Genomic DNA, 20,354 nt, shown 5'->3' with positions numbered 1-20,354 from the left:
TGCCTACTTTACCTTTGTATGAATGATATTTTTCTTTCCACTATTAAGAATCCTATTATGAGTTACTTCATAATCTCCGTTTGCCATGATTTACCCTATAACTTAGTTATATTATAGCACTTGTTATATTTGAAAGTCAAGATATTGATACGCATATTCATCTTTAAAATGGTCATCATCATACTCTTCATATACATAATCATAATTTAACCTAAAATGCACATTACCAATGTACGCATCTACCATTGTTGTATTAGCAGTCGGTTTTTTAGTGTAGGCTTCGATAGTTAGGCTTGCTGGCAAAAAAGATTCTTGGTAAGTAAATTCACTTTTGGCAATAACACATTTTTCATTTAGGTATGAATTGCAAAATTCTAAAAACTTAGCTCCTAATTCATCTGCTAGCTCTCTTTGTGTGCTAGCCAAATCTACAAACTGATGTGCCCCGTGAGGTAGATCACGTCGCCGATCTTGATATCTGCTAGATCCTCGGCGCTTATAGGCGTGGTTAAAATTTTCTTACTCATAGCGCAAACTCCTTGTGCGATTTTACGTCGAAATTTAGATCAGCGTCCCAGACGATATGACCTTTGCGGTGCGACCAACAGCCCACATTTACAGCAACGGCTATGACGCTTGGATGGCGGGCGCAGTTTTCTATATGTACGCCCATAACCGAGCTTGCACCGCTCATGCCTTGTGGGCCCAGACCTATTTTATTTATGCCATCTTCTAGCAGCTTTTCGGTTAGTGCGGCACGTTCGTTTGAATTTTTAGAGCCAAGCGGCCTCATCAGCGCCTTTTTAGACAGCAAAGATGCCACATCGATCGAAGTTCCCACACCAACGCCCACTAGTAGTGGCGGACAGGCGTTTATGCCGTAGCTTGTCATTATATCCATAGCAAATTTAACGACGCCCTCATAGCCCAGCCAGGCATCAGCACGGTCGCCTTGCCAGGTAGGCTACAGCCGCCGCCTGCCATATATGTGTCTATCTCACACTCGCTGCTATTTGGCACGATCTCCCAAAACAGGCTAGGCGTGCCCTTGCCGACGTTTTTACCGGTGTTATACTCGTCAAATGTCTCGACACTGTTATGGTGCAGCGGAGCCTCGTGCATCGCTCTCAGTACGGCCTCTCGAAGCAGCTCCTCAAGCTCTCCGATGAGCGGAAAATTTGCGCCACAACGGACGAAAAACTGGATCACGCCCGTATCCTGGCAGGACGGACGGTCTAGCTGCTTAGCTAGGCGCTGGTTTTCAAACATCGTTTTATAGATCTCTTTTGCCAGTGGTTGCGTTTCACGCTTACTAAGCTCAAGCAGCTTCGCCGTCACGTCATCAGGCAGCACCTTGCCCGTGTATCCAACAAATTTTGCCATAACCTCGGTCATCTTTTGCACGGCTTTTTCTTTATCCATCGCTTCTCATTTGCCAAATTTTACTTTCAAATTTTTCATAAGCGCCCGCTAGGACGCAGCCAACCGCGTAGCAGAGCAGATCGGCGAAATCAAACGTTCCGCCGATCATTACTTTTAAAATTTTATTTTCTATGCCTAGAATTTGCACGGCACCAAAATACTGCGCGAGCTCCGAGGCTGCCGCGAACGCGAAAATTTTAAGTGGCAAATTTGACGGCGGCGCGCTAAATGTAGCCCGCGTCAAAGCGTAAAGCAAGATAACCGCCAAAACGTCGCCCGTGTAGTGGCGCACAAAGCCGCCCTTTACGCAGATCGCGATGTAAATTTCTACCGCTAAAATCATGCCAGCCGCGGCTAAAAATACTAGCCTAGTTCGCGCGCTTTGCCTTGTTTGCAGCTTTTGCATGCGCTTTGCAGCACTTTTTTGCTCGCTTAAATTTTCCTCTAGCAACGCTTTTCTTTTAAATTTAGCCGTTAAATTTGCCTCGCAAGCGGCGTAAATTCAGAGATGATTTATCAGGCTCGCGTTATACGCGGCGCCGAATCCGTTGTCGATATTTACGACGCTGACGCCGTTTGCGCAGCTGTTTAGCATCGCTAGCAGCGCCGCCAGTCCGCCGAAACTCGCGCCGTATCCCACGCTGGTGGGCACTGCGATCACGGGTACGCTCACGAGGCCTGCTAACACGCTAGCAAGTGCGCCCTCCATGCCAGCAACGGCGATGACGACCTTTGCACCACGTATCTCATCGAGCTTTGCGACCAGCCTATGTAGTCCTGCCACGCCTGCGTCGCTAAATTTACGCGTGTCGTTGCCTAGAAATCTCGCCGTTTCGTACGCTTCCTCCACTACCGCGCCGTCGGCGGTGCCTGCGGAAACTATCGCGATGTAGCTTTGCGTGAGCGCGGGCTCTTTAAATTTGACGCTGATGACGCGGCCACGAGCATTAAAATTTGCCTGCGGAAAGATCTCACGTATGCGTTCAAAAACATTCTCATTTGTTCTTGTGATTAGGATATTTTCATTTTTTTCGCCGATCACACTAGCAATTTGCAAAATTTCATCATCTGTTTTATTTGCCCCATATATCACCTCACCAGTACCATTTCGCAAAGCACGCTGAGTGTCGATCTTGGCGCATCCCACGTCGCTAAAAGGAAAATCCCGTAAAAACTCTATCGCTTCGCGCTCGCTTTTTTCGCCCGATTTTACGGTACGAATGAAATTTAAAGCCTCATCTCTCGTCATTTAAAATCTCCCCGCGAAGCCCTTTTAAATCAAGCAAAATATCATACTCGCCAAGCGAAGCAATCTCGCGTACGACGGCGCTAAAATCTCCCGCGCAAAAGCGCCTAGTCTCGCTCGCACCCATTTGCAGCCTAAAGGCTTTGCCGTCAAATCGCGCGCGAATATTTAAAAATCCGTGCGAGATTAGCAGATTTTCGGCTCGCTCCACGAGCGAAATTTCCTCCGCGGAAAACTCCCTATCGTGCGGTAAACGCGTCAGAAGGCACGCGTAGCTGGGCTTATCCGCGGTCGGTAGTCCAAGCTCGCGGCTAAGCTCTCTAATCTCTGATTTTTTGAGGCCTTTAAGCGGCGAAAGCACGCCAAGCTCGTCTTTTGCTTTAAGCCCCGGGCGGTATTCGCCAAGGTCGTCTAAGTTCGTACCGTCGGCGACGTTTGTAAAGCCTAGATGCTTTGCCAGCTCGATTAGCCGCGTAAAAACCGCCTTTTTACAGACGTAGCAGCGATCTTGCGGATTATTTTTTACCGCTTCGGGCGCTTCTAGCTCTAAAATTTCGTGCCTGATGCCGTAAGTACGGGTAAATTCCACCGCCTCTTTTATCTCGCGCCCCGACATATAGGGCGATTTTAGCGTGATAGCTACCGCGCGCCGGCCTAGCGTATCGGCGGCAACGCGCAGCAGTAGCGAGCTATCCACGCCGCCGCTAAACGCTACGGCTAAATTTTCCAGCTTTTTTATATCATTTTTTAGAATTTCTAGTTTCGTCATATTTTTTTAAAGTCTCGTTTCTAACCTCGCAGATCGTCGTTTGAAATCTCTGCGCGGCTTTTTTGCAGTCCTCGAATTCGGGCTTGATTTTTAAAATTTCGGGGTAATTTCGGGCTAAATTTTCATCCGTCGAATTTTGCTCGGCGTTAAAACCGTAAACCCGGCCGCGCGAAATTTTAAGCCTTATTTTGCCGTATTTAGTCTCTACTTCGCAAAACTCGCGCGCAAGCTCGGTTTTCCTCACGGCGCACTCTCTAACTCCGATCGCCGTCGTATGCGCGAAAATTAGCCCCTTTATCCGCGCGGCGTCCTGCTTGCGGCACAGCGCGTTTAGCTCAAAGCCCGCGCGCCCCTTTTTCATAAAAATAGACCTGCTAAATACGTCCAGCGCGCCGCTATCTCGCAAAATATCGCACGCAAAGGCAAAGCTCTCGGCGTCCATGTCGTCGATATTAGTGGAGATTAAAATCCGCTCGCAAAGCTCGCCATAGCCGATCTGCACGCTCAAATTTGGCTCATCTTTTAAGCCTAAATCCTCGCTCGTTTCGCAAAGTATCACGCGAAGTGCGTTGGCAAAATCTGCGACGTCTTTATCGCCAGCGCCGTAGCCCGTGCTTAAAATTTTAAAATTTCGCGGCGACTCGCGGCGGTCTTGCTCCCTTAAATTTAGTGCGCAGGCCTTTAAAATCGCCGCTCCTGTGGGCGTAGTCATCTCGAAATTCGCTCGCCCTAGGCTTACTTGCGCGCCTTTTAAAATTTCGCAAACCGCAGGCGCCGGTACGGTCAGCCTGCCGTGAGCGCAGTGCGCAAAACCGCCGCCAAGCTCGATAGGCGAAGCAAAAATTTGCGGCGCACCCAAGGCCTCCAAGCAAATAGCCGCACCCACTACGTCCGCGATGCTGTCCGCGGCGCCCACTTCGTGGAAATGTACTTGCTCTGCGCTAGTGCCGTGGATTTTGGCCTCGGCCTGCGCGATAACGCTAAAAATTTCGCTTGCCGTTTTTTTTACGAAAGCGCTTAGGCTAGAACCCTCAATAAGCTCTAAAATTTGCGTGAAATTTCGCGGACGAGGATGGTTTTGGGCGGGCTTATCTGCTCTAAATTCGGCGCCGTGAATTTTGCCGTTTAAATTTTGACGCGGGCTAAATTTAGCGCCTAAGAGGCCAAGCGGAAGCTGACCCCGATTTGCCGCGCAGACGACGTCTATTTTGGTTGCGGAGATACCGTGTTTTAGCACTTTGCGCTTGCGTAGGTAAAACTCGCTAGCTAAATTTAGCTTAGCAAGCTCGGCGCAAAGATAGCTAAAATCCGCGCCCAGATCCACCAGCGCGCCTAAATTCATATCTCCGCTAATACCGCAGCTAGCATCATAGTATAAAATTTTAGCCATACTTAAACCTTAGGCACAGTCATAGAGCCAAACGGCAAGATGACTATTTTTGCGTCCGCACCCTTTTGCGCCTGATAAAGGTCGACGTCCATCGGATAGGGCGCGACCGAGATCACGATATCTGCCTTGCGCGGAATATTTACGCAAAAGACCTCGTCTGCCTTTTTCACGCAGTCATAAAAACTATCGTTTAGATCGCCAGCACTTGCGTAATAGACGCCATGTTCGCTATCAAGCACGGTTTGTATAGAAAATACGTCGATATTTGAAAGCACCTTCATCGCATCGATCATATCTTCATGCACGGGGTTACCTTCAAGGCGCAGTGCCTGAGCGTCAGGACTAAGGGCTAGTTTGTGGTTTTGTGTGATGCTCTCGTATGATGCGGTGCCTGGCAAAAAGGCCTTTCTGCCGCCAGTATAGCCTGCAAAATAATGTGGCTCAACCGAGCCTATGACGATCACCTTTTTCGCCTCGGCTACGATTTTGTTTAGATACATCTGCGTGCCGTTTTTGCTCTCGCCTAAAAATACCATCTCATCATGCTTTGAGTCATGATCATGCACTTCATTTTTGGCTCTAATCTCAAGGCAAATTTCTTTAGAAAATATCATATTGTATTCGTCTAATGTTCCCTCTCTATGGCAGCCCGTGGCGATGATGAAAATTTTATTCTTATCGCGAATTTTTGGGTAAATTTGCTTTAAAATTTTAGCTGTAGGAGTCGGACGAGTGCCGTCGTTTACGATGATGACGATTTTTTCATCGCCAGCGATAAACTCATCAAAGCTTTTTTGATTTATCGGATTAGCTAGAGCCTTTGCGATGAGTGTCGTTTCGTCGAATTTAGTCACGGGGTTGGGGTTAAAAACTCTCAGTAAATTTTTTTCCGGAACGCTTAGGTCGATAATATCATCTTTGCCGTAGCGAATAGGAATTTGCACGTTTACTCCTTAAGTATAATTATTAATTTTTTATCTTAGGATTATATTTAAATTTTTCTTTTAAATCTATGTAAAAAGGGTATTCAATTTTTAAAATTATAGAGCGGATAAAATTTATTATAGTTCTTTGTCAATAGTGGGGGTGTAAAAACACCTCTATCTATTGCAAAGACGTAAATATATCAATTTTCTAAATCTTTCATAGTTTCTTAGTCCATAAGATACTCTTTTTATTACTTTTATTTTGTTGTTATTTCCTTCTACAAACCCATTGTTTATTTTATATTCTACTATATTTATTATCTCTTTTTTCCAACTTGTTATTGTATCTGCTAGTTTTATACTTTGCTTTATATTAAATACTCTCAATTTTTCAATTAATTGTTCTATTCTCCTTCTCATTGTCTTTACTGTCTTGCTCTCAAACATCTTGTAAAATTCTTTTATTATTCTATACATCTTTTTCAATGTCTTATCTACTTTTAATATCTCTTTTAATATTTCTTTTTGTCTTTGACTAAACTGACTTATTGGGCTTTTACTTAGTATTTTCCAATATTTTTTTTAACTTCTTATACTTTTCATTGTCTTTGTTAAATAATTCTACTCTTAAATCTCTTAATGCCCATATCCCTTGTCTTATTACATGATATTTATCTGCTACTATTTGGGCCTGAACTATATTACTATTTATTACGCTTCTAAATGGCTTAAACATATCCATTACAACTACTTGTGGTTGTATTTCAAATTCGTTTATTATATTTTTTATTGTTTGTGAATGTCTATTTCTTAATATATCTACTAGTTTACGGTTTTTATCATACATCGCTAGCTGATATTTCTCTTTTTCTATATTTCCTTTAAATTCGTCTATATATATGACTGATGTATCTGGAGAGGTTTGTCTTTTTAGGGCGATTGCATTTTATGAGGGTGATATCAAGCACATTTATTTTGTCGCGGAGACTAAAGGGTCTATGAACTCTATGCAGCTTCGCCAAGTCGAAGAGTCCAAAATCCACTGCGCAAAGGAGCATTTTAAGGCTATAAGCAACGATAGCGTGGTCTATGACGTAGTGGATAGCTATAAATCACTACTGGATAAAGTTATGAGGTAAAAATTTATTGGGAAGTTAGGTCGCAATATAAAAGAGCCTGTGCAATATTCCAAAAATGGTTATTGTGCTGCTCCTTTTGAGGTAAAATTTGGCCACCATTTGTCAATATGAAAATCTGAGGTGATATTGCTTAAAACTCTACCAATAAAATACTCAGTGTGATGGAAAATCACAGTGACTGACTTAATCTTGCCAGTTTTAGTTCGAATTAAATTTAAATATACAATTATCTTAACCAAACCATCCTTGTAAATTTATATATATTGTAGTATTATACTCCTAAATATTTAAGGATAAAATACTATGTACATCAAACGAGCCGTAGCTGATGAGATAAAAGAGTATATGAAAAGCTTTCCTGTGCTTTTGATAAGCGGAGCTAGGCAAGTTGGCAAATCAACCCTTGCATTAAATTTAGATATACCAAATTACGTAACGCTTGACGATATTAATATATATGAATCCGCAAGAAACGACCCAAAAGGCTTTATAGAACACTGTAGTAAGCCTATCGTGATAGATGAGATACAAAGAGTTCCCATACTGCTTTTAGCTATAAAAGAATTTGTAGATAAAAACAGAACAAACGGTCAGTTCATACTAACCGGCTCTGCAAATTTAAAAGGCTTTAAAGATATATCAGACTCACTTGCTGGTAGGATAGGCATAGTGGAACTCTATCCGCTTTCTCAAAAAGAGTTAGGCCATAGTGATGAAAATTTGATAGATATTTTAAGTAGCGATATAGGCCATCTGGTGCTTAGAAAATATGACAACGACGGCTTATCTGAGAAGATCATAAACGGCGGCTACCCAGAGATCACAAAGATAAGCTCAGAGAAATCAAAATATCTCTGGTTTAGCTCATATATAAGAACATATATAGAATCAGACGCCAAAGAGATAGGCAACATCAGAAATATGGATAAATTTATCACTATGTACCGCCTATGTATGCTAAGAAGCGGCAACATCTTTAACAAAAACGAGCTATGTTTAGAGTCTGGGCTTGATAACAAGACCTTTGATAGCTATTTTAGCGTGCTTGAGCATACCTATCAGATCCAAAAGCTTCAGCCATACTTTAACAACGCTCTAAAAAGGCTCATAAAAACACCTAAAATTTTTGCTACCGACACAGGGGTGCTGGCACACTTACTTCAAATTTCTTCAGCGCAAGAGCTTGCAAATTCTTCATATAAAGGTGCCATATATGAGACGTTTGTATTTGATGAACTACTAAAGGCAAATACAAGTAGCAAAAAAAGAGCAAATATATATTATTATAGAACGAGCGATCAAAAAGAGATAGACTTTATACTTGAGATATCAGGTAAACTCATAGCCATAGAGGTCAAGTCCTCAAAAACAATCAGCAAAGATGACTTTAAACATATCTACCATCTAAAAGAGAATTTGCAAAGTAAATTTGACAAGGGCATAGTTTTTTATGCTGGAGATACGGCTATGAAGCTAGATGATGATATGTTTGCCTTGCCGTTTGGTTTTATGGGGTGAGAGATGGCCAAGAAGATATAATGCCAATAACTTGACCTCTATAACAGCTTACGATAATCTACCTTCCCAAACTATCATATCCTGACTTCACGTTTTGCTCTATAGCTTTTATCTCACTTGATTGTTGTGTTGATTGCTCCACTCCAAAGTCCTTATCAAGTCCTTGATCGCATAGCTCTTGCTTTGTTATTTTTAGTGAACCAAAAGATATATGGTCATTTGTTAGATAGATCTTATCTGTTTTATAACGCTCCTTTAGCTTATTAAAACCTTGCATATCCTGCCAATCTTTCATATAGGTTTTTATATTATAAATTAGGCCTTGGTAGTTAATTCGAACTATATCTGATAGATATTTTTTAAAGTTTTCTATTCTATTGATAAACACCAAATAGTACCTATTTATATCTAGATGACCATCAATACCTTTTACAAAGCCTTTATATTCATTTTGTGTAATACCTAGCTTTTTAATGAAATCATCATCATAAAATCCAGTTTTTATCTTTCTAGCTGCTTCATAAAATTTATCTCTAATGTAGATATATGGAGTATAGTGTCTATTTTGGCTAAAAGAATAGGCTGTGTTTTCTTCTGGCAAGTATAGATATCTACTGCTATTATTAAAAAGTATTTGATAATCTTTATATTTTTTAACCATAGTGCTCTCGTCAAAGTATTCTATTAACTCTTTTATTGAAATCTTTGATGATATAGCTTGGTAGCTTGCTCTTTTAATATGCGAGTTGGTATCTTTTGGTTCATGACTAAGCTCATATTTTCTTAGATTTTGTAAATCTTCATATATGGCTTTAATATCCATATTATTAATATCTGTTTTTAAGCCAGCATCTTCAATGGCTCTTGTATTATCAAAAGTTTTTCCACTAATGCTTACAAATTCAGATCCTGGCACTGGAGTGTAGTGAAATTTACTAGGATGCAAGCTGGAGTTATTTACTATGTTATATAACCCAAGCTCTCTTGTTATCTCTTTTATGTATTCGTCATATTCATTTAAGCTTGGAGCATCTGTTGTGGGTATGATGAGTTTAAATTTCTCTATTTTTGTGTCTGGCGCTTGATAGGTGGTTGGGTATATGAAGCCTTTTATTCCTTTACTTTGTAGTAAATTTTGAGCATCATTTGCAGTAAATTTTGAGTTATCTATATCATATATAAGTGTAGGAATTATGCTGTCAATACTGCTAGCTTCTTCACTTTTATCTTTGAAGCTTGCCACTGATATAGCTGAATAGTTTTTAAGTATTGATTTTAGATTATATGGCTCTATTTGTATCGTTTTCCAGCTATTTAACACTTGAGCTTTTGGGTCTTTATTTGGCGTGCCAAAGTCACTACTTACACTTAATGTTATCTTTGGCTCATTTTTATTAGCTTGAAGCTCTATAAGCATTTGCTCTAGCTCATTAACTACGTGAAATAACGCTCCTTTTCTACCATTATAGACTATCTTACACATTAGATCAGTTAGATTATAAGTCCCCTTAAAACCATCCACTCTTACTTTATATTTGTCATTTACCATTTCAGGTTTTGCGGTAATGTTAAATTTTGCATTGATCATAGGCAAAAATTCTCTTATATCCATTGCGTTAAGCCTCTTTGCTCTATCATGATAGTCTTTTTTGAAACTCTCATCTTCTTCTATCATTCTTAATAGATAATCAGCTGTAGAATTTCTAGCATCAGCTAGCAGCTCTTCAACACTTATATCCTGCTCTTTTGTATTAGCTTTTGGCTCGATCACTACATTTGTTTCTATCTTCATCTGTGTATCTTTTTCTTTGCCTTTTTTAACTTTTTGTGCTGCATTTTTAAAGCTTTCATATTGCTTATTTAGTTGGTCTTCATCCATACCTAAAGGCTCTATATTATTTAGACCATACTTGTTAGATAAGATGTCATTAACCACTCTTTTAAATTTCTCTGCTGATTTAGCCATAACAGCTTTTATTTGTTGCTTGGCTGCACCTTTTGTATATATAACTCCACCGGTTTTTACACTATGGGTAAATTTCATATTTTCAAAAGAGACTATTAGATGAACATGAGGCTCTCTTTTTAGTGGTTCACCATTTTTATGTTTCTTGTTTAATGTTCTATTTTCTAGCGCCCCTTCTGGGCGAGGAATGTATGGCTCTTCTTTGATTATAGGCAGATGAGCTTCAGCATAAAAAAGCAGCTCATCTATGTCGTGATTTGGGAAAGTTAGCCTCAAAAAATCCATTATAAGCTCATATATATTGCCACTTTCATATAGTCTGCTCCACTCCTCTGAAGTAAATGACAAGGATATATGATAGTAGTTATGTTTCTTGTTCTTTTTCTTGCTCTGGTACTTTTCAGACATCTCAATAAGATCTAAATTTCCAGCTAGTGGCAATCTATCATCTTTTTCATCTCTAGTTAGCTTTGAATCTCTTTTCTTGCCAGTTTTTAGATAATCAGCTATGCCTTTTTCTCCCTTTGAGATCTTAACTATCATAGCTACTCTTTATTAGGCTTAAAATTTCAGTTAGCACTGATTGAACTTTGTACAACTCTTCTTGTGTTTGCAGTATCACTTCTAAAGCTATATTACCACTAGTCTTATAAGCTATATTTAGTTTCTTTGCTATTTGATTAATGTTATTAAAAGGTCTAGCAAAATTTGCAATGATTGCTGGATATAGCTCTTTCTTTTTTATAGATTCAGAATTTATAGTGCCATTATCTATAAGATAGGAAATGATTTCTGATTTTGATATTTTTAGTTCTCTAGCTATATCAGATATTTTGCTATTTTGCTGAGAGGTGATCCTTGTGGAGAGCACCTTATCCTTGACATTTTTTGACATATGATATCCTTTCATAAAATGTGTTAGCGAGATGAAGCGTTTTAACGCTTCTTATATCTCGCATTGTAGCCCTCGGCAGAGCAAGATTATACAAGGTATGAAAACGAAGTGTCATACATTGTATGTGTCTTGCTATTAGAAAAATTTGCTTACTACTGAACATTACCATCACCATTTGTGTTTAGCCATTTAGTAAAATCTTCACTAGCTTTTTGACCATCTTGGTTGTAGATATGGATAATAAAGCCTTGAAGATTAGACACGTTATAAAGTGCTTTATCTAGCCTATTTTGTAGTGCAGATTTGGTTTCATTTGTCTTATGGCTATCATAAAACAAGTAGCCAAAAAAGAAGAGTGCTTCTATAAACACAATGGTAATTAACACATATGCTATCTTTTTCATCAAAGAGGTAAAAGATGAGTTAATCTTTGATATAGTTTTATCTGCACTCTTTAGAGTATTTTGAAAGTTGTTTTGAATCTCTTTTGTTGCATTTATAAGTTCAATACCTCCTTGCTCTATAAGTTCTATTTTTTCTTTAAAGCTTTTATCAAAGCTATCTGCGGCTTGATTAAAAAGTTCAATATTATTTCTAATATTTTCACTAGCCTTATTGCTCATTTCGATATGTTCTTGTAGAGCAATTACAGCATTTGCCGCAACTGCTGTATCGCTACTCTTGATTGTTAGTGCCATTGCTTAGCTCCTCATCGTTTTTTTTCGTCTTCTTTAACCTCAGGAATTTGATCTGTATGAGAGGCTTGATGTGTGTCTTTTGCATCATACTCTTTCCTCCATTTGGAAAACTCTTTATTTGATAGCTTTACGCTATAACGATTTTCGATTAGTAACTTGCATTCTTTGAATGTTACCTTTTCTGGAAAAAAGACATCCAAGCATGCTTTTTTAATCTCCTGTTTTGTTTTATTTTTTCTAATAGCTTTTAAATCATTTAAAAGCATTTTTTTATTCGCCATATTTTTCTCCTATGACTTTTTAAAAATTTTATAAAGACAGCAATAGCCATCTCACCGAATAGACATACTTATAGTGTGCCCAATAAACTCAATATGGTTGGTACTAATGAAGTTTTTTATTTAAGTAGTTTAAAAGTAGAGAACAATTACAATAAGGGTTCTCGCAACTTATCGTAGGGGTTCTCTTTAATTAAATACTTAAATAGAACCTCTACTTTTAATTAGTTTTATTCATGCTGGTTCCTTTTTTAATTAATATATTTTTAAAAATTGTGAGCATTATAATCTTTTTTTATAGTCGAGTCAATGAATTTGATAGTAAGTAGAATAAAAAAATGATTTTATGTTTTAAAAAGCACGATATATCAAGGGGTTTTTGCTTATAATTGATTGTATAGCATAAAAATACTTATGAATTACTTAATGCTAGTATTTATATGAGGAATCGAAACAAATATCTTAAAATTACCAAATAAAAATTATTGCATCATCATCAATTGCGCACCAAATACTCTCCAAGCAAATTCTCAAATTTTGCCTTTAAATACTCTGGCTCTTTTATCTTTATAAATGGGAGCCGGTATTTGACACACGCAGGATCTCGTGATGCTTATGCAGCCTATCTCTATTTTGTGTTTTATTGCTAGGAAATATGAATAAATCATAATCATCAAAAATATTTTTTAGCCCATATTCAATAGCTATAAACGCCATTTTTACTACACATCTATACTCATTTTATTTAAGTTATGATAAAAATTTAACACAGTAGAGTGACAGATTATATCATAGTAGATGATTCGTTAAAAAATTTTACTTGTTTTTTAAAATTTTACAAAAAACGTGTTAAAATTACTGCAAGCTTAAAAATTTGCTACATAAAATTTTGTTTTGCTACAAACATTAAGCTATATTTAATGAAAGGTAACTGCAATATAATATTGTAGAAACATCGTAGTTTAGGTATTTATGGTGTCACGGGGGAGACTTGAACTCCCGACCTCCGGCTTATGAGACCAGCGCTCTAACCAGCTGAGCTACCGTGACACTTTAAAATAAGTTTCGGATTATATAATTTTTAAACTTATTTATAGATAAAAACTATCTTTATCTACAAACACAAAGTAAAAGTACCAAGAATAGACAAAACGTCTATTTTACAAAATGATTTTGAGCTAGAGATTTATCCTCAGGTGTGATACTAAATTTCTCGCCAGCGACGCTAACTTCAAATTCATTCTCTTTACTTGCTTTTGTATAAGCTAATGCAAGCCTTGCAGCAAGCTTTTTGTCGGCTTTACTAGCGTTTTTGCTTATGAAGCTAACGGCTCCTACGATGTCATCGCTCTCTTTAAATTTTACTTGTTCAAATTTATCGTTTGGATGTGCTAAAAGTGCGTTATTATCGCTCTCGTCACGGCCTATTATCATTTTTGCACCATCTGGCAAGCGCAGATGCCTACCAAGCTTTAGCCACGTTACATCGATATCTCGCATCTCTTTATCAAAATTTAGATAATCCTTTATCTTCACAGCAAAGCTCTCGATCGTTAGCAAACATCCGCCTCCTGGCGTGGCAAAGTCCTCAAAGCCAAATTCCTTTGCCAAAGCAAGCTGCGGCTTTCTATCACGTCCACTTATATCAAGTAGCTTCTCTCTATCGACCCAACCCTCGCGCTCTGGCTTTGTTGGTGGTAAAAGCTTAGCGCACATCGGACGAAGTACTAGATCATCCTCATCATCAGCTAGACGCTTAACCTGAAAGAGTGCATCTCTTCGCTGGCTCATCGGCCTTTGACCCAAAACTTCGCCCGTGATGATAAAATTTGCATTTTCACTTTTTAGCATATTTAGAGCTGTTTTAAACATATATCCGTGACAATCAATACATGGGTTAAACTGCTTGCCGTAGCCGTATTTTGGGTTAAAAAGCACATCACGAAGATACTCATTTCTCATATCAACCACTTTTAAACTAGCCCCAGCCAAAGCTGCACGGCGTCTTAAAATTTCATGTTTTTCTTCATCTACGCCAAATCCAGTATCCATATAAAGTGCGACCACTTCGATGTTTTGATCGCTTATTAATTTCATTGAGAGCATGCTATCAAGCCCTCCGCTAAACAAAGCTAAAGCCTTCATTTTTATCCTGAAAGTAAAATTTAAAGCCTAAATTTACTAAATCTAGGCTTTTATGAAGTTTATTTAGCAGCGTTAATTACGATTTTTTTAATCACTTCACTCGCGGCTTTTAGACTGCTAACTGGCAAATACTCGAAGACGGAGTGAAAGTTATTTGCCCCTGTGAATAAATTTAGCGTTGGCACACCTTTTGCAGATATCACAGCGCCATCATATCCGCCACGCATCGGCTTTATATTTGGCGTGATATTTAGCTCGCTAAAGGCATCTTTTGCCAGTTTTATCGGGAGTGAATTTTCATCTTTTAAGAACTTAAAGACGTTTTCATAGCGTATTTTTAGCGTGATTTCGCAACGATCTCCATAAATTTTGTTAAATGAATTTGCCATATCGCTTAAAAACTCAAGCCTTTTTTGAAATTTCACCTCATCAAATTCTCTTATATCGATCTTAAGAGTTGTTTTCGCACTATTTCCGCTAAGCTCTTTTACCCAGAAGTAGCCCTCCTTGCCCTCGGTACACTCTGGTACTTCGCCACCTGGCAAAAGCGAGATAAATTTATGCGCAAGAAGTAGCGAATTTACAAGCTTACCCTTTGCGTTCATCGGATGAGCCGAAACGCCTTTAAAGACCATTGTGCAGTCAGCTGCGTTCCAGTTTTCATATATTAGCTCGCCTATCTCGCAGCAGTCTAAGCAGTAGCCAAAATCAGCTCCAAGTAAATTTACATCAAGCGCCTTTGCACCAAGCAAGCCCTGCTCCTCATCAGGCACAAAGCAGATCACGATCTTGCCATGCTTTACATCAGGATTTTGCATGAAAAAGCTAGCCATATTTACGATACTAGCGATCGCCGCCTTATCATCAGCGCCAAGCAAGCTAGTGCCGTCAGTCACGACTATATCGTCGCCCTCGTATTTTTTAAGCTCTGGGTTATCGCTAAATTTTAGATAAATTCCTTGCTCTTCGTTTAGGCAGATGTCGCCACCAGTGTATTTTACGATTTTAGCTTTGGTATCATTTTTTTGCTCACTACTTGTATCTAAATGCCCAAAGAAGGCAATGCTTGGAGCATTTTCGCAATTTGCAGGAATTTTTGCTATCAAGATAGCATTGTCTTGCAAAATGATATCTTTTATGCCTAGCGAGCTAAGCTCTTCTTCTAAAAACTTAGCCAGCTCGTACTCGGTTGGGTTAGAAGGCATGACACCTTTTAACCCATTTTCTTTATTTGTTGTGGTGTTAAATTTTGTGTAGTTTAAAAATCTCTCTACGATATCCATTTTTCATCCTTTTAGATGACAAAAAATGCAATCGCTACAACAGAGATAAACATACCTAAAAATGTTCTTTTAGCGATTTCAACTGGACTAACCATCGCAATGCCTGCACAAACGATAGCAGCACCGGCAATCGGAGAAGCTGATCTACCTAAAGCACCAGCAATAGCTGCTGCCATACCAAGCTTATCTTGTTCAAAGCCAAGTGCAGCGGCGTTTGTTGTGACAGCTTCGTTAAATGCAAATGTAGCAGCGTCGCCTGAACCTGTAACTATACCCATGATAAAAGGCACAAACGTTCCGCCAAATTTAACGTAACTTTGATCTGTTTTTAGCCATGCGATGACCACATCAACGGCTCCACATGCCTTTAAGCCAGCGACAAAGACACCAGCTGCGATGATGATACCCATAACGTCAGCATAAGCGTGGCCCATTCCGTTAAAAAATTCTTTTGTGATCTTTTGCGGATTTGTAAGCGTAGCAAAAATAGCTATGATAGCGCCTAGTATCATCGCCTCAGCAACGCCCATCTTTGTCCATGCAAGAAAGCTATAATCTTTTGCAAGGCTTGTTCCGCCAATAACCAATATAACAAGTGGAACTAGAGGCATAATGGCGTAGATGAAATTTACTTTAAATAGTGGTTTCTCTTCGCTAGCAGTACTACTTTCAAGAGTAAAATTTGTATTTTTTTGATAGTCTTTAAGCAGTATCGCAACAATAATTAATGCGATCACTACGATAACAAGAGCAGTAAATGCACTTGGAATTTGCACTTTTATGACATCTTGAACTGTGTAGCCCTCAACCGTTTTTTTAACAAGATCAGCTACATAGACGTTGTGAGCCGATCCCGGGCTTAAGACTCCACCAAATGTACCCGCAAAAACAGCAGCACCAGCCATAGCTGGGCGGATACCTGAAGCCATTAGAAGCGGTATAAGCGTTGCACCAACAGCAGCGGAACATCCTGCAGCTGAAGGGATAGCGATATTTATAAAATAAGTTAGCACGGTTGTTGCGGGGATCAAGATAAAACCCACATTTTTAAGTGGCTTTGTAAGAAGCGCAACAAGGTGTTTATCACACATTGTGTATTTCATAACAAACGCAAAACCCATACTGGCACAAATCGCCTTTATAAGCCCTGCTTTAGTCATATAGTCAGTAAAAGCACTTAGTGCCCCCATCGGTTTTAGTGCGATTATACAAAGCACCAAACCAACACCTATTAGCACCGTTCTTGTCTCTTTTTTTAAGACAAGAAGTGCCACAACAGCTGCAATGCCAAGAATGGCAGCAATTAGCTTAAATGTTTCCATACCTCTCTCCTTGTTTAGATTTTAAATTTAGTTCCAACTTCTATTTTTTCTATCTCTTTTTGATACTCAAATTTTAAAATTTCACTATGTCCTATGACCTCAGCATCGTTGTCCGCTATAAGCAAAGCTGTGCCCTCAGGCAGTGCGTAGATAGTATCTTTTGGATTAGCTATTAAAAATTCCTCCAACCTCTCCTCCCTGCTCTCGCCGTTATGGCCTGCTAGCTTGCCACTTATGAAGTGCGGGTTGATCTGATATGGGAAGATATTTAAGCTATCAAATGACTTTGGCATGATGATAGGCATATCATTTGTCGTCATCATCGTCTTGCCAGCTATGTTTGCGCCAGCCGACCAGCCAAAATACTTTGTGCCATTTGCCACAGCTTCTTTTATAGGCTCAATCAAATTTAGCTTGTAAAGAGTGTAAAGCAGCATAAAGGTATTTCCGCCGCCAACTGCGATACTGCTAGCATTTTTGATAGCTGAGATTTTATCCTCGTAGTGATGGATTGATTTTATATTGCTATTTTTTAATCTATCAATTACTTTTTGCTCATACTCGTCATTTGTTCGCCTAACTCCAGCGTAAGGGATAAATAAAATTTCATCCTTACCGCTCTCACCCAAAAAGTCCTTAACCCAGTTTTTGCAGTGCCTTAAATAGCCAGTATCTTTATAGCTTGAAGCGCTGATTAGTAAAGCGTTTTTCATTTTTTTACTCCATTTAGTTTGTAAGCAGATCTTAGATAGACATCAACTCCGGCTACCAAACACTCCTCGTCAAAGTCAAATTTGCAGTTGTGATGGCCTGCTTTTAGGTTTGTTCCTATCATCATATATCCGCTCTTTGCGCCTCTATCTTGCAAAGCTCTCATAAAATGAGCAAAATCTTCACAAGCACCAAAATCAAGCTCTTTTACGATCTTGTCATCATCTATAAATGGACTCTCTTTAGCTGCTTCATAGAAAATTTCTGTTACCTCTTTATCGCTATCGGCTCCACTTGTGCCACCAGTCATTACGACTTTACTCTCTACTCCGTAAATTTGGCTAACGCCTTTAACGATATCCATGCATTTTTCATACATAAATTCGTTTAAATTTGTATCCTCACCTCTTGTTTCGCAAGCTAGATAGCCGTTTGGTGCTATGACGTTTCTACCCTCACCTGCTTTTAAAACGCCTACGTTTATCCTAGTCACGCCTTTTGCATGTCTTGTGATACCATGCATGCTTAGCGCCATTTGAGATGCAGCTAAAAGGGCATTTGCGCCATCTTGTGGTGCTCCTGCTGCGTGAGCTGAACGACCGGTGATATGTACATCAAATTTTGAAGTTGCAAGTAGCTTATTTGTTCCACATATGATGCCTCTATTGGTTTTTGCTTGAAAGCCGATGTGACCACCCAGTAGATACTCTACACCATCAAGCACACCAGCAGCTTCCATAGCCACAGCTCCTCTTGTGCCCTCTTCTGCTGTTTGGAAGATAAATTTAAATTTACCGTTAAACTCATCTAAATTTTCAGCTATAAGTTTTGCCACACCAAGACCTATTGACATGTGTCCGTCATGCCCACAAGCATGCGTGATACCAGCGATATCTGCGCCAAAGCCCTCTTTGTAAGGTCTGTGATCAGCGTCTGCGCTCTCTGTCACATCGACGCTATCTATGTCAAATCTAAATGCTGTAAATTTACCAGGCCTTTTTGTATCTATAAAGGCAGTTAGGCCAGTTAGGCCATCTTTCATATAAGGAAGATATTTTGCTTCTTCAGGACTTAGGAGTTTTTTGGCTCTTTCTATTGCTTTTTCGCATTGCTCTTTTGAGCCAAGGCCAAGCCTTGCATCGGCTTTAACGACCTTGTCGCCAAGGCTTATTTCATAACCAAGATCGCTAAGTCTCTTTGCTAGTACGGCGGTTGTAAAAAATGTAAACCAGCCAGTCTCTGGATGTGAGTGAAAATACCTGCGATCCTTGATCAGCTCATCTTTTAAAGAAAGAGCCAAATTTGCTATTTTGTCCATAGGTTTCTCCTTATTCATTTGATAGTTTAATTAGTGCATTTGTTAAAATTTGTGTAGCTTTGAAAGCATCATCAAAATTTATAGCCTCTGCTATATTGTGACTGATGCCACCAACGCAAGGTATAAAAAGCATGCCAACACTACTTGCAAGTTTTGTTAGATTCATCGCATCGTGTCCGGCTCCGCTTGGCAAAGTAAGCGTTTTTATGCCAAGCTTAGCAGCCTCTTGGGTAAGTAAATTTATAGCGTGTTCGCTTAATTTTACCGGCTCGTCGCTGCTAAGTTCTCTTATCTCGTAGCTAAATTTTAGCTCACTGCTTAATTCGTTTATAAAATTTCTAAGCTCATTATTTAGCTCATTTAAGCTCGCTTTGTCTATATCTCTTAGATCAACTCCAAGCCTTACCTCGCCTGGTACGACGTTTAAAACGCCAGGCTTTGCATGAGCATAGCCAACGGTTGCTACAGCCGTTTTTTTGCTTTTGGCAAATTTATTTGCAGCGATTATGATGTGTGAAGCAGCTAGCAAAGCATCATTTCGCATATTCATCGGCGTTGCACCGCTGTGATCTGCCTTACCATGAATAATAATTTCAAATCTAATAGGAGCGGCGATACCGCTTACTACACCAACGCTTATATCACTTCGCTCAAGCACTGGGCCTTGTTCAATGTGAAGTTCTAAATATGAATGAAGTGAGTGTTCTTTTAAAATAGAATCATTTAAATTTTGTGGGTCAAGTCCAAATTTACTCATCGCCTCAAAGAGCGAGATACCATCTTCATCTTTTAGCTCATGAAGCCTTTGCAAACCAAGCTTGCCACTTATTATCTTACTTCCGATAGTTGCTGTCTTAAAGCGACTCGATTCTTCGCAGCAAAAGTTAATCAGCCAAAGCGGACGCTTTAACTTAATGCCAGCTTCTTTTATCGAGGTTAGCGCTTCAAGTCCTGCCATGACACCAAGCGTACCATCGTAAAAGCCACCATTTGGCACACTATCGATATGAGAGCCCACACAAACCGGCTTCTCGCCTGGCTCACAGCCATCGTCATATATGGCATATATGTTACCGACATTGTCGATTTTAAGCTTAAATCCATTTTCTTCTATTAAATTTACAAGAAAATTTCTAGCTTCCAGGTCTTCTTTGCTAAATGCAAGCCTTGTAAGACCACCTCCTTTTAATGCTCCAAATCTGCTTATAGCATTAAAATTCGCTTCAAATCTTTTAAAATTTATCATAATAAACCCTTAAAAAATAAAACTAATCTTAAAAACATTTATTACTTTACGCATTTTACATTTAGTTTTATGATTTAAAGCT

The 20,354-nt window shown here is 39.2% G+C and carries 19 protein-coding genes, 1 tRNA gene and 2 pseudogenes; 2 read left to right on the top strand and 20 right to left on the bottom strand.

Features of this window, described 5'->3' with window-relative positions:
- Positions 1–123 precede the first annotated feature (123 nt).
- From CYP28_RS08055 to CYP28_RS08010, 9 genes and pseudogenes are all read right to left on the bottom strand, one after another.
- Complete coding sequence (locus tag CYP28_RS08055; protein WP_034965946.1) at positions 124–426, bottom strand: hypothetical protein; 303 nt, start codon at positions 424–426, stop codon at positions 124–126.
- 97 nt (positions 427–523) lie between these two features.
- Positions 524–1,422 (bottom strand): annotated as a pseudogene (gene ttdA / locus CYP28_RS10815) (L(+)-tartrate dehydratase subunit alpha).
- A complete protein-coding gene (locus CYP28_RS08040) occupies positions 1,415–1,873 on the bottom strand; it encodes a DUF2809 domain-containing protein (protein ID WP_103583799.1) in 459 nt (152 codons plus the stop codon). Before CYP28_RS08040 ends, ttdA begins: the two are co-directional and overlap by 8 nt.
- Before the next feature lie 51 nt (positions 1,874–1,924).
- Complete coding sequence (larB, locus tag CYP28_RS08035; protein WP_103593795.1) at positions 1,925–2,671, bottom strand: nickel pincer cofactor biosynthesis protein LarB; 747 nt, start codon at positions 2,669–2,671, stop codon at positions 1,925–1,927.
- Complete coding sequence (gene larE, locus CYP28_RS08030; RefSeq protein ID WP_103583798.1) at positions 2,658–3,437, bottom strand: ATP-dependent sacrificial sulfur transferase LarE; 780 nt, start codon at positions 3,435–3,437, stop codon at positions 2,658–2,660. The genes larB and larE overlap by 14 nt, the downstream gene beginning before the upstream one ends.
- Entirely contained in the window at positions 3,409–4,827 is a 1,419-nt protein-coding gene (larC, locus tag CYP28_RS08025; RefSeq protein ID WP_009649430.1) for a nickel pincer cofactor biosynthesis protein LarC, read from the bottom strand. Before larC ends, larE begins: the two co-directional genes overlap by 29 nt.
- Before the next feature lie 53 nt (positions 4,828–4,880).
- A pseudogene (gene larA / locus CYP28_RS08020) lies at positions 4,881–5,771 on the bottom strand (nickel-dependent lactate racemase); the annotation flags it as partial.
- Between the two features lie 156 nt (positions 5,772–5,927).
- A complete protein-coding gene (locus tag CYP28_RS08015) occupies positions 5,928–6,302 on the bottom strand; it encodes a transposase (RefSeq protein ID WP_343219159.1) in 375 nt (124 codons plus the stop codon).
- Positions 6,303–6,309: 7 nt separating this feature from the next.
- The gene (locus tag CYP28_RS08010) at positions 6,310–6,600 is read right to left on the bottom strand and encodes a transposase (protein ID WP_258032505.1); all 291 of its coding nucleotides are present in this window, start codon (positions 6,598–6,600) and stop codon (positions 6,310–6,312) included.
- A 52-nt stretch (positions 6,601–6,652) separates the two neighbouring features.
- Between CYP28_RS08010 and CYP28_RS08005 the strand changes: the two genes are divergently transcribed.
- Complete coding sequence (locus CYP28_RS08005; RefSeq protein ID WP_087580539.1) at positions 6,653–6,892, top strand: hypothetical protein; 240 nt, start codon at positions 6,653–6,655, stop codon at positions 6,890–6,892.
- Positions 6,893–7,195: 303 nt separating this feature from the next.
- Positions 7,196–8,410, top strand: a complete 1,215-nt coding sequence (locus CYP28_RS07995) for an ATP-binding protein (protein ID WP_009649509.1) — start codon at positions 7,196–7,198, stop codon at positions 8,408–8,410.
- Positions 8,411–8,468: 58 nt separating this feature from the next.
- Here CYP28_RS07995 and CYP28_RS07990 read toward each other — a convergent pair whose 3' ends face one another.
- From CYP28_RS07990 to CYP28_RS07935, 11 genes are all read right to left on the bottom strand, one after another.
- Positions 8,469–10,919, bottom strand: coding sequence for an aminotransferase (locus CYP28_RS07990; protein WP_103593792.1), 2,451 nt, complete (start codon positions 10,917–10,919; stop codon positions 8,469–8,471).
- Positions 10,909–11,271, bottom strand: a complete 363-nt coding sequence (gene mobC, locus CYP28_RS07985; protein WP_103593791.1) for a plasmid mobilization relaxosome protein MobC — start codon at positions 11,269–11,271, stop codon at positions 10,909–10,911. Before mobC ends, CYP28_RS07990 begins: the two co-directional genes overlap by 11 nt.
- Before the next feature lie 152 nt (positions 11,272–11,423).
- The gene (locus tag CYP28_RS07980; RefSeq protein WP_103593790.1) at positions 11,424–11,969 is read right to left on the bottom strand and encodes a hypothetical protein; all 546 of its coding nucleotides are present in this window, start codon (positions 11,967–11,969) and stop codon (positions 11,424–11,426) included.
- A gap of 11 nt (positions 11,970–11,980) precedes the next feature.
- Positions 11,981–12,250, bottom strand: coding sequence for a hypothetical protein (locus tag CYP28_RS07975; protein WP_181000437.1), 270 nt, complete (start codon positions 12,248–12,250; stop codon positions 11,981–11,983).
- A 970-nt stretch (positions 12,251–13,220) separates the two neighbouring features.
- Positions 13,221–13,297, bottom strand: a tRNA-Met gene (locus CYP28_RS07965).
- A gap of 105 nt (positions 13,298–13,402) precedes the next feature.
- Entirely contained in the window at positions 13,403–14,392 is a 990-nt protein-coding gene (locus CYP28_RS07960) for an argininosuccinate synthase domain-containing protein (RefSeq protein WP_103593789.1), read from the bottom strand.
- A gap of 59 nt (positions 14,393–14,451) precedes the next feature.
- Entirely contained in the window at positions 14,452–15,675 is a 1,224-nt protein-coding gene (pepT, locus tag CYP28_RS07955; RefSeq protein WP_103593788.1) for a peptidase T, read from the bottom strand.
- Positions 15,676–15,686: 11 nt separating this feature from the next.
- Positions 15,687–16,997 (bottom strand): C4-dicarboxylate transporter DcuC, encoded by a 1,311-nt coding sequence (dcuC, locus tag CYP28_RS07950; protein WP_103593787.1) that lies wholly within the window; start codon positions 16,995–16,997, stop codon positions 15,687–15,689.
- 14 nt (positions 16,998–17,011) lie between these two features.
- Positions 17,012–17,710: a dipeptidase PepE gene (pepE, locus tag CYP28_RS07945; RefSeq protein ID WP_103593786.1), complete on the bottom strand. Its 699-nt coding sequence runs from the start codon at positions 17,708–17,710 to the stop codon at positions 17,012–17,014.
- Positions 17,707–19,026, bottom strand: a complete 1,320-nt coding sequence (locus tag CYP28_RS07940) for an amidohydrolase (protein WP_103593785.1) — start codon at positions 19,024–19,026, stop codon at positions 17,707–17,709. The genes pepE and CYP28_RS07940 overlap by 4 nt, the downstream gene beginning before the upstream one ends.
- Before the next feature lie 10 nt (positions 19,027–19,036).
- A complete protein-coding gene (locus CYP28_RS07935) occupies positions 19,037–20,272 on the bottom strand; it encodes a M20 family metallo-hydrolase (protein WP_103593784.1) in 1,236 nt (411 codons plus the stop codon).
- Between the last annotated feature and the right edge of the window lie 82 nt (positions 20,273–20,354).

It is taken from the genome of Campylobacter concisus (genome assembly GCF_002914195.1).
Lineage (GTDB): Bacteria > Campylobacterota > Campylobacteria > Campylobacterales > Campylobacteraceae > Campylobacter_A > Campylobacter_A concisus_M.
This window is presented reverse-complemented; position numbering and strand designations above follow the sequence as displayed.

What these genes read in the sequence shown, in the direction of transcription:
- larB (WP_103593795.1), bottom strand. Translation starts at nt 2,671, where the DNA reads ATGACGAGAGATGAGGCTTTAAATTTCATTCGTACCGTAAAATCGGGC.
- larE (WP_103583798.1), bottom strand. Translation starts at nt 3,437, where the DNA reads ATGACGAAACTAGAAATTCTAAAAAATGATATAAAAAAGCTGGAAAAT.
- larC (WP_009649430.1), bottom strand. Translation starts at nt 4,827, where the DNA reads ATGGCTAAAATTTTATACTATGATGCTAGCTGCGGTATTAGCGGAGAT.
- CYP28_RS08010 (WP_258032505.1), bottom strand. Translation starts at nt 6,600, where the DNA reads ATGTATGATAAAAACCGTAAACTAGTAGATATATTAAGAAATAGACAT.
- CYP28_RS08005 (WP_087580539.1), top strand. Translation starts at nt 6,653, where the DNA reads ATGACTGATGTATCTGGAGAGGTTTGTCTTTTTAGGGCGATTGCATTT.
- CYP28_RS07995 (WP_009649509.1), top strand. Translation starts at nt 7,196, where the DNA reads ATGTACATCAAACGAGCCGTAGCTGATGAGATAAAAGAGTATATGAAA.
- CYP28_RS07990 (WP_103593792.1), bottom strand. Translation starts at nt 10,919, where the DNA reads ATGATAGTTAAGATCTCAAAGGGAGAAAAAGGCATAGCTGATTATCTA.
- mobC (WP_103593791.1), bottom strand. Translation starts at nt 11,271, where the DNA reads ATGTCAAAAAATGTCAAGGATAAGGTGCTCTCCACAAGGATCACCTCT.
- CYP28_RS07980 (WP_103593790.1), bottom strand. Translation starts at nt 11,969, where the DNA reads ATGGCACTAACAATCAAGAGTAGCGATACAGCAGTTGCGGCAAATGCT.
- CYP28_RS07975 (WP_181000437.1), bottom strand. Translation starts at nt 12,250, where the DNA reads ATGGCGAATAAAAAAATGCTTTTAAATGATTTAAAAGCTATTAGAAAA.
- CYP28_RS07960 (WP_103593789.1), bottom strand. Translation starts at nt 14,392, where the DNA reads ATGAAGGCTTTAGCTTTGTTTAGCGGAGGGCTTGATAGCATGCTCTCA.
- pepT (WP_103593788.1), bottom strand. Translation starts at nt 15,675, where the DNA reads ATGGATATCGTAGAGAGATTTTTAAACTACACAAAATTTAACACCACA.
- dcuC (WP_103593787.1), bottom strand. Translation starts at nt 16,997, where the DNA reads ATGGAAACATTTAAGCTAATTGCTGCCATTCTTGGCATTGCAGCTGTT.
- pepE (WP_103593786.1), bottom strand. Translation starts at nt 17,710, where the DNA reads ATGAAAAACGCTTTACTAATCAGCGCTTCAAGCTATAAAGATACTGGC.
- CYP28_RS07940 (WP_103593785.1), bottom strand. Translation starts at nt 19,026, where the DNA reads ATGGACAAAATAGCAAATTTGGCTCTTTCTTTAAAAGATGAGCTGATC.
- CYP28_RS07935 (WP_103593784.1), bottom strand. Translation starts at nt 20,272, where the DNA reads ATGATAAATTTTAAAAGATTTGAAGCGAATTTTAATGCTATAAGCAGA.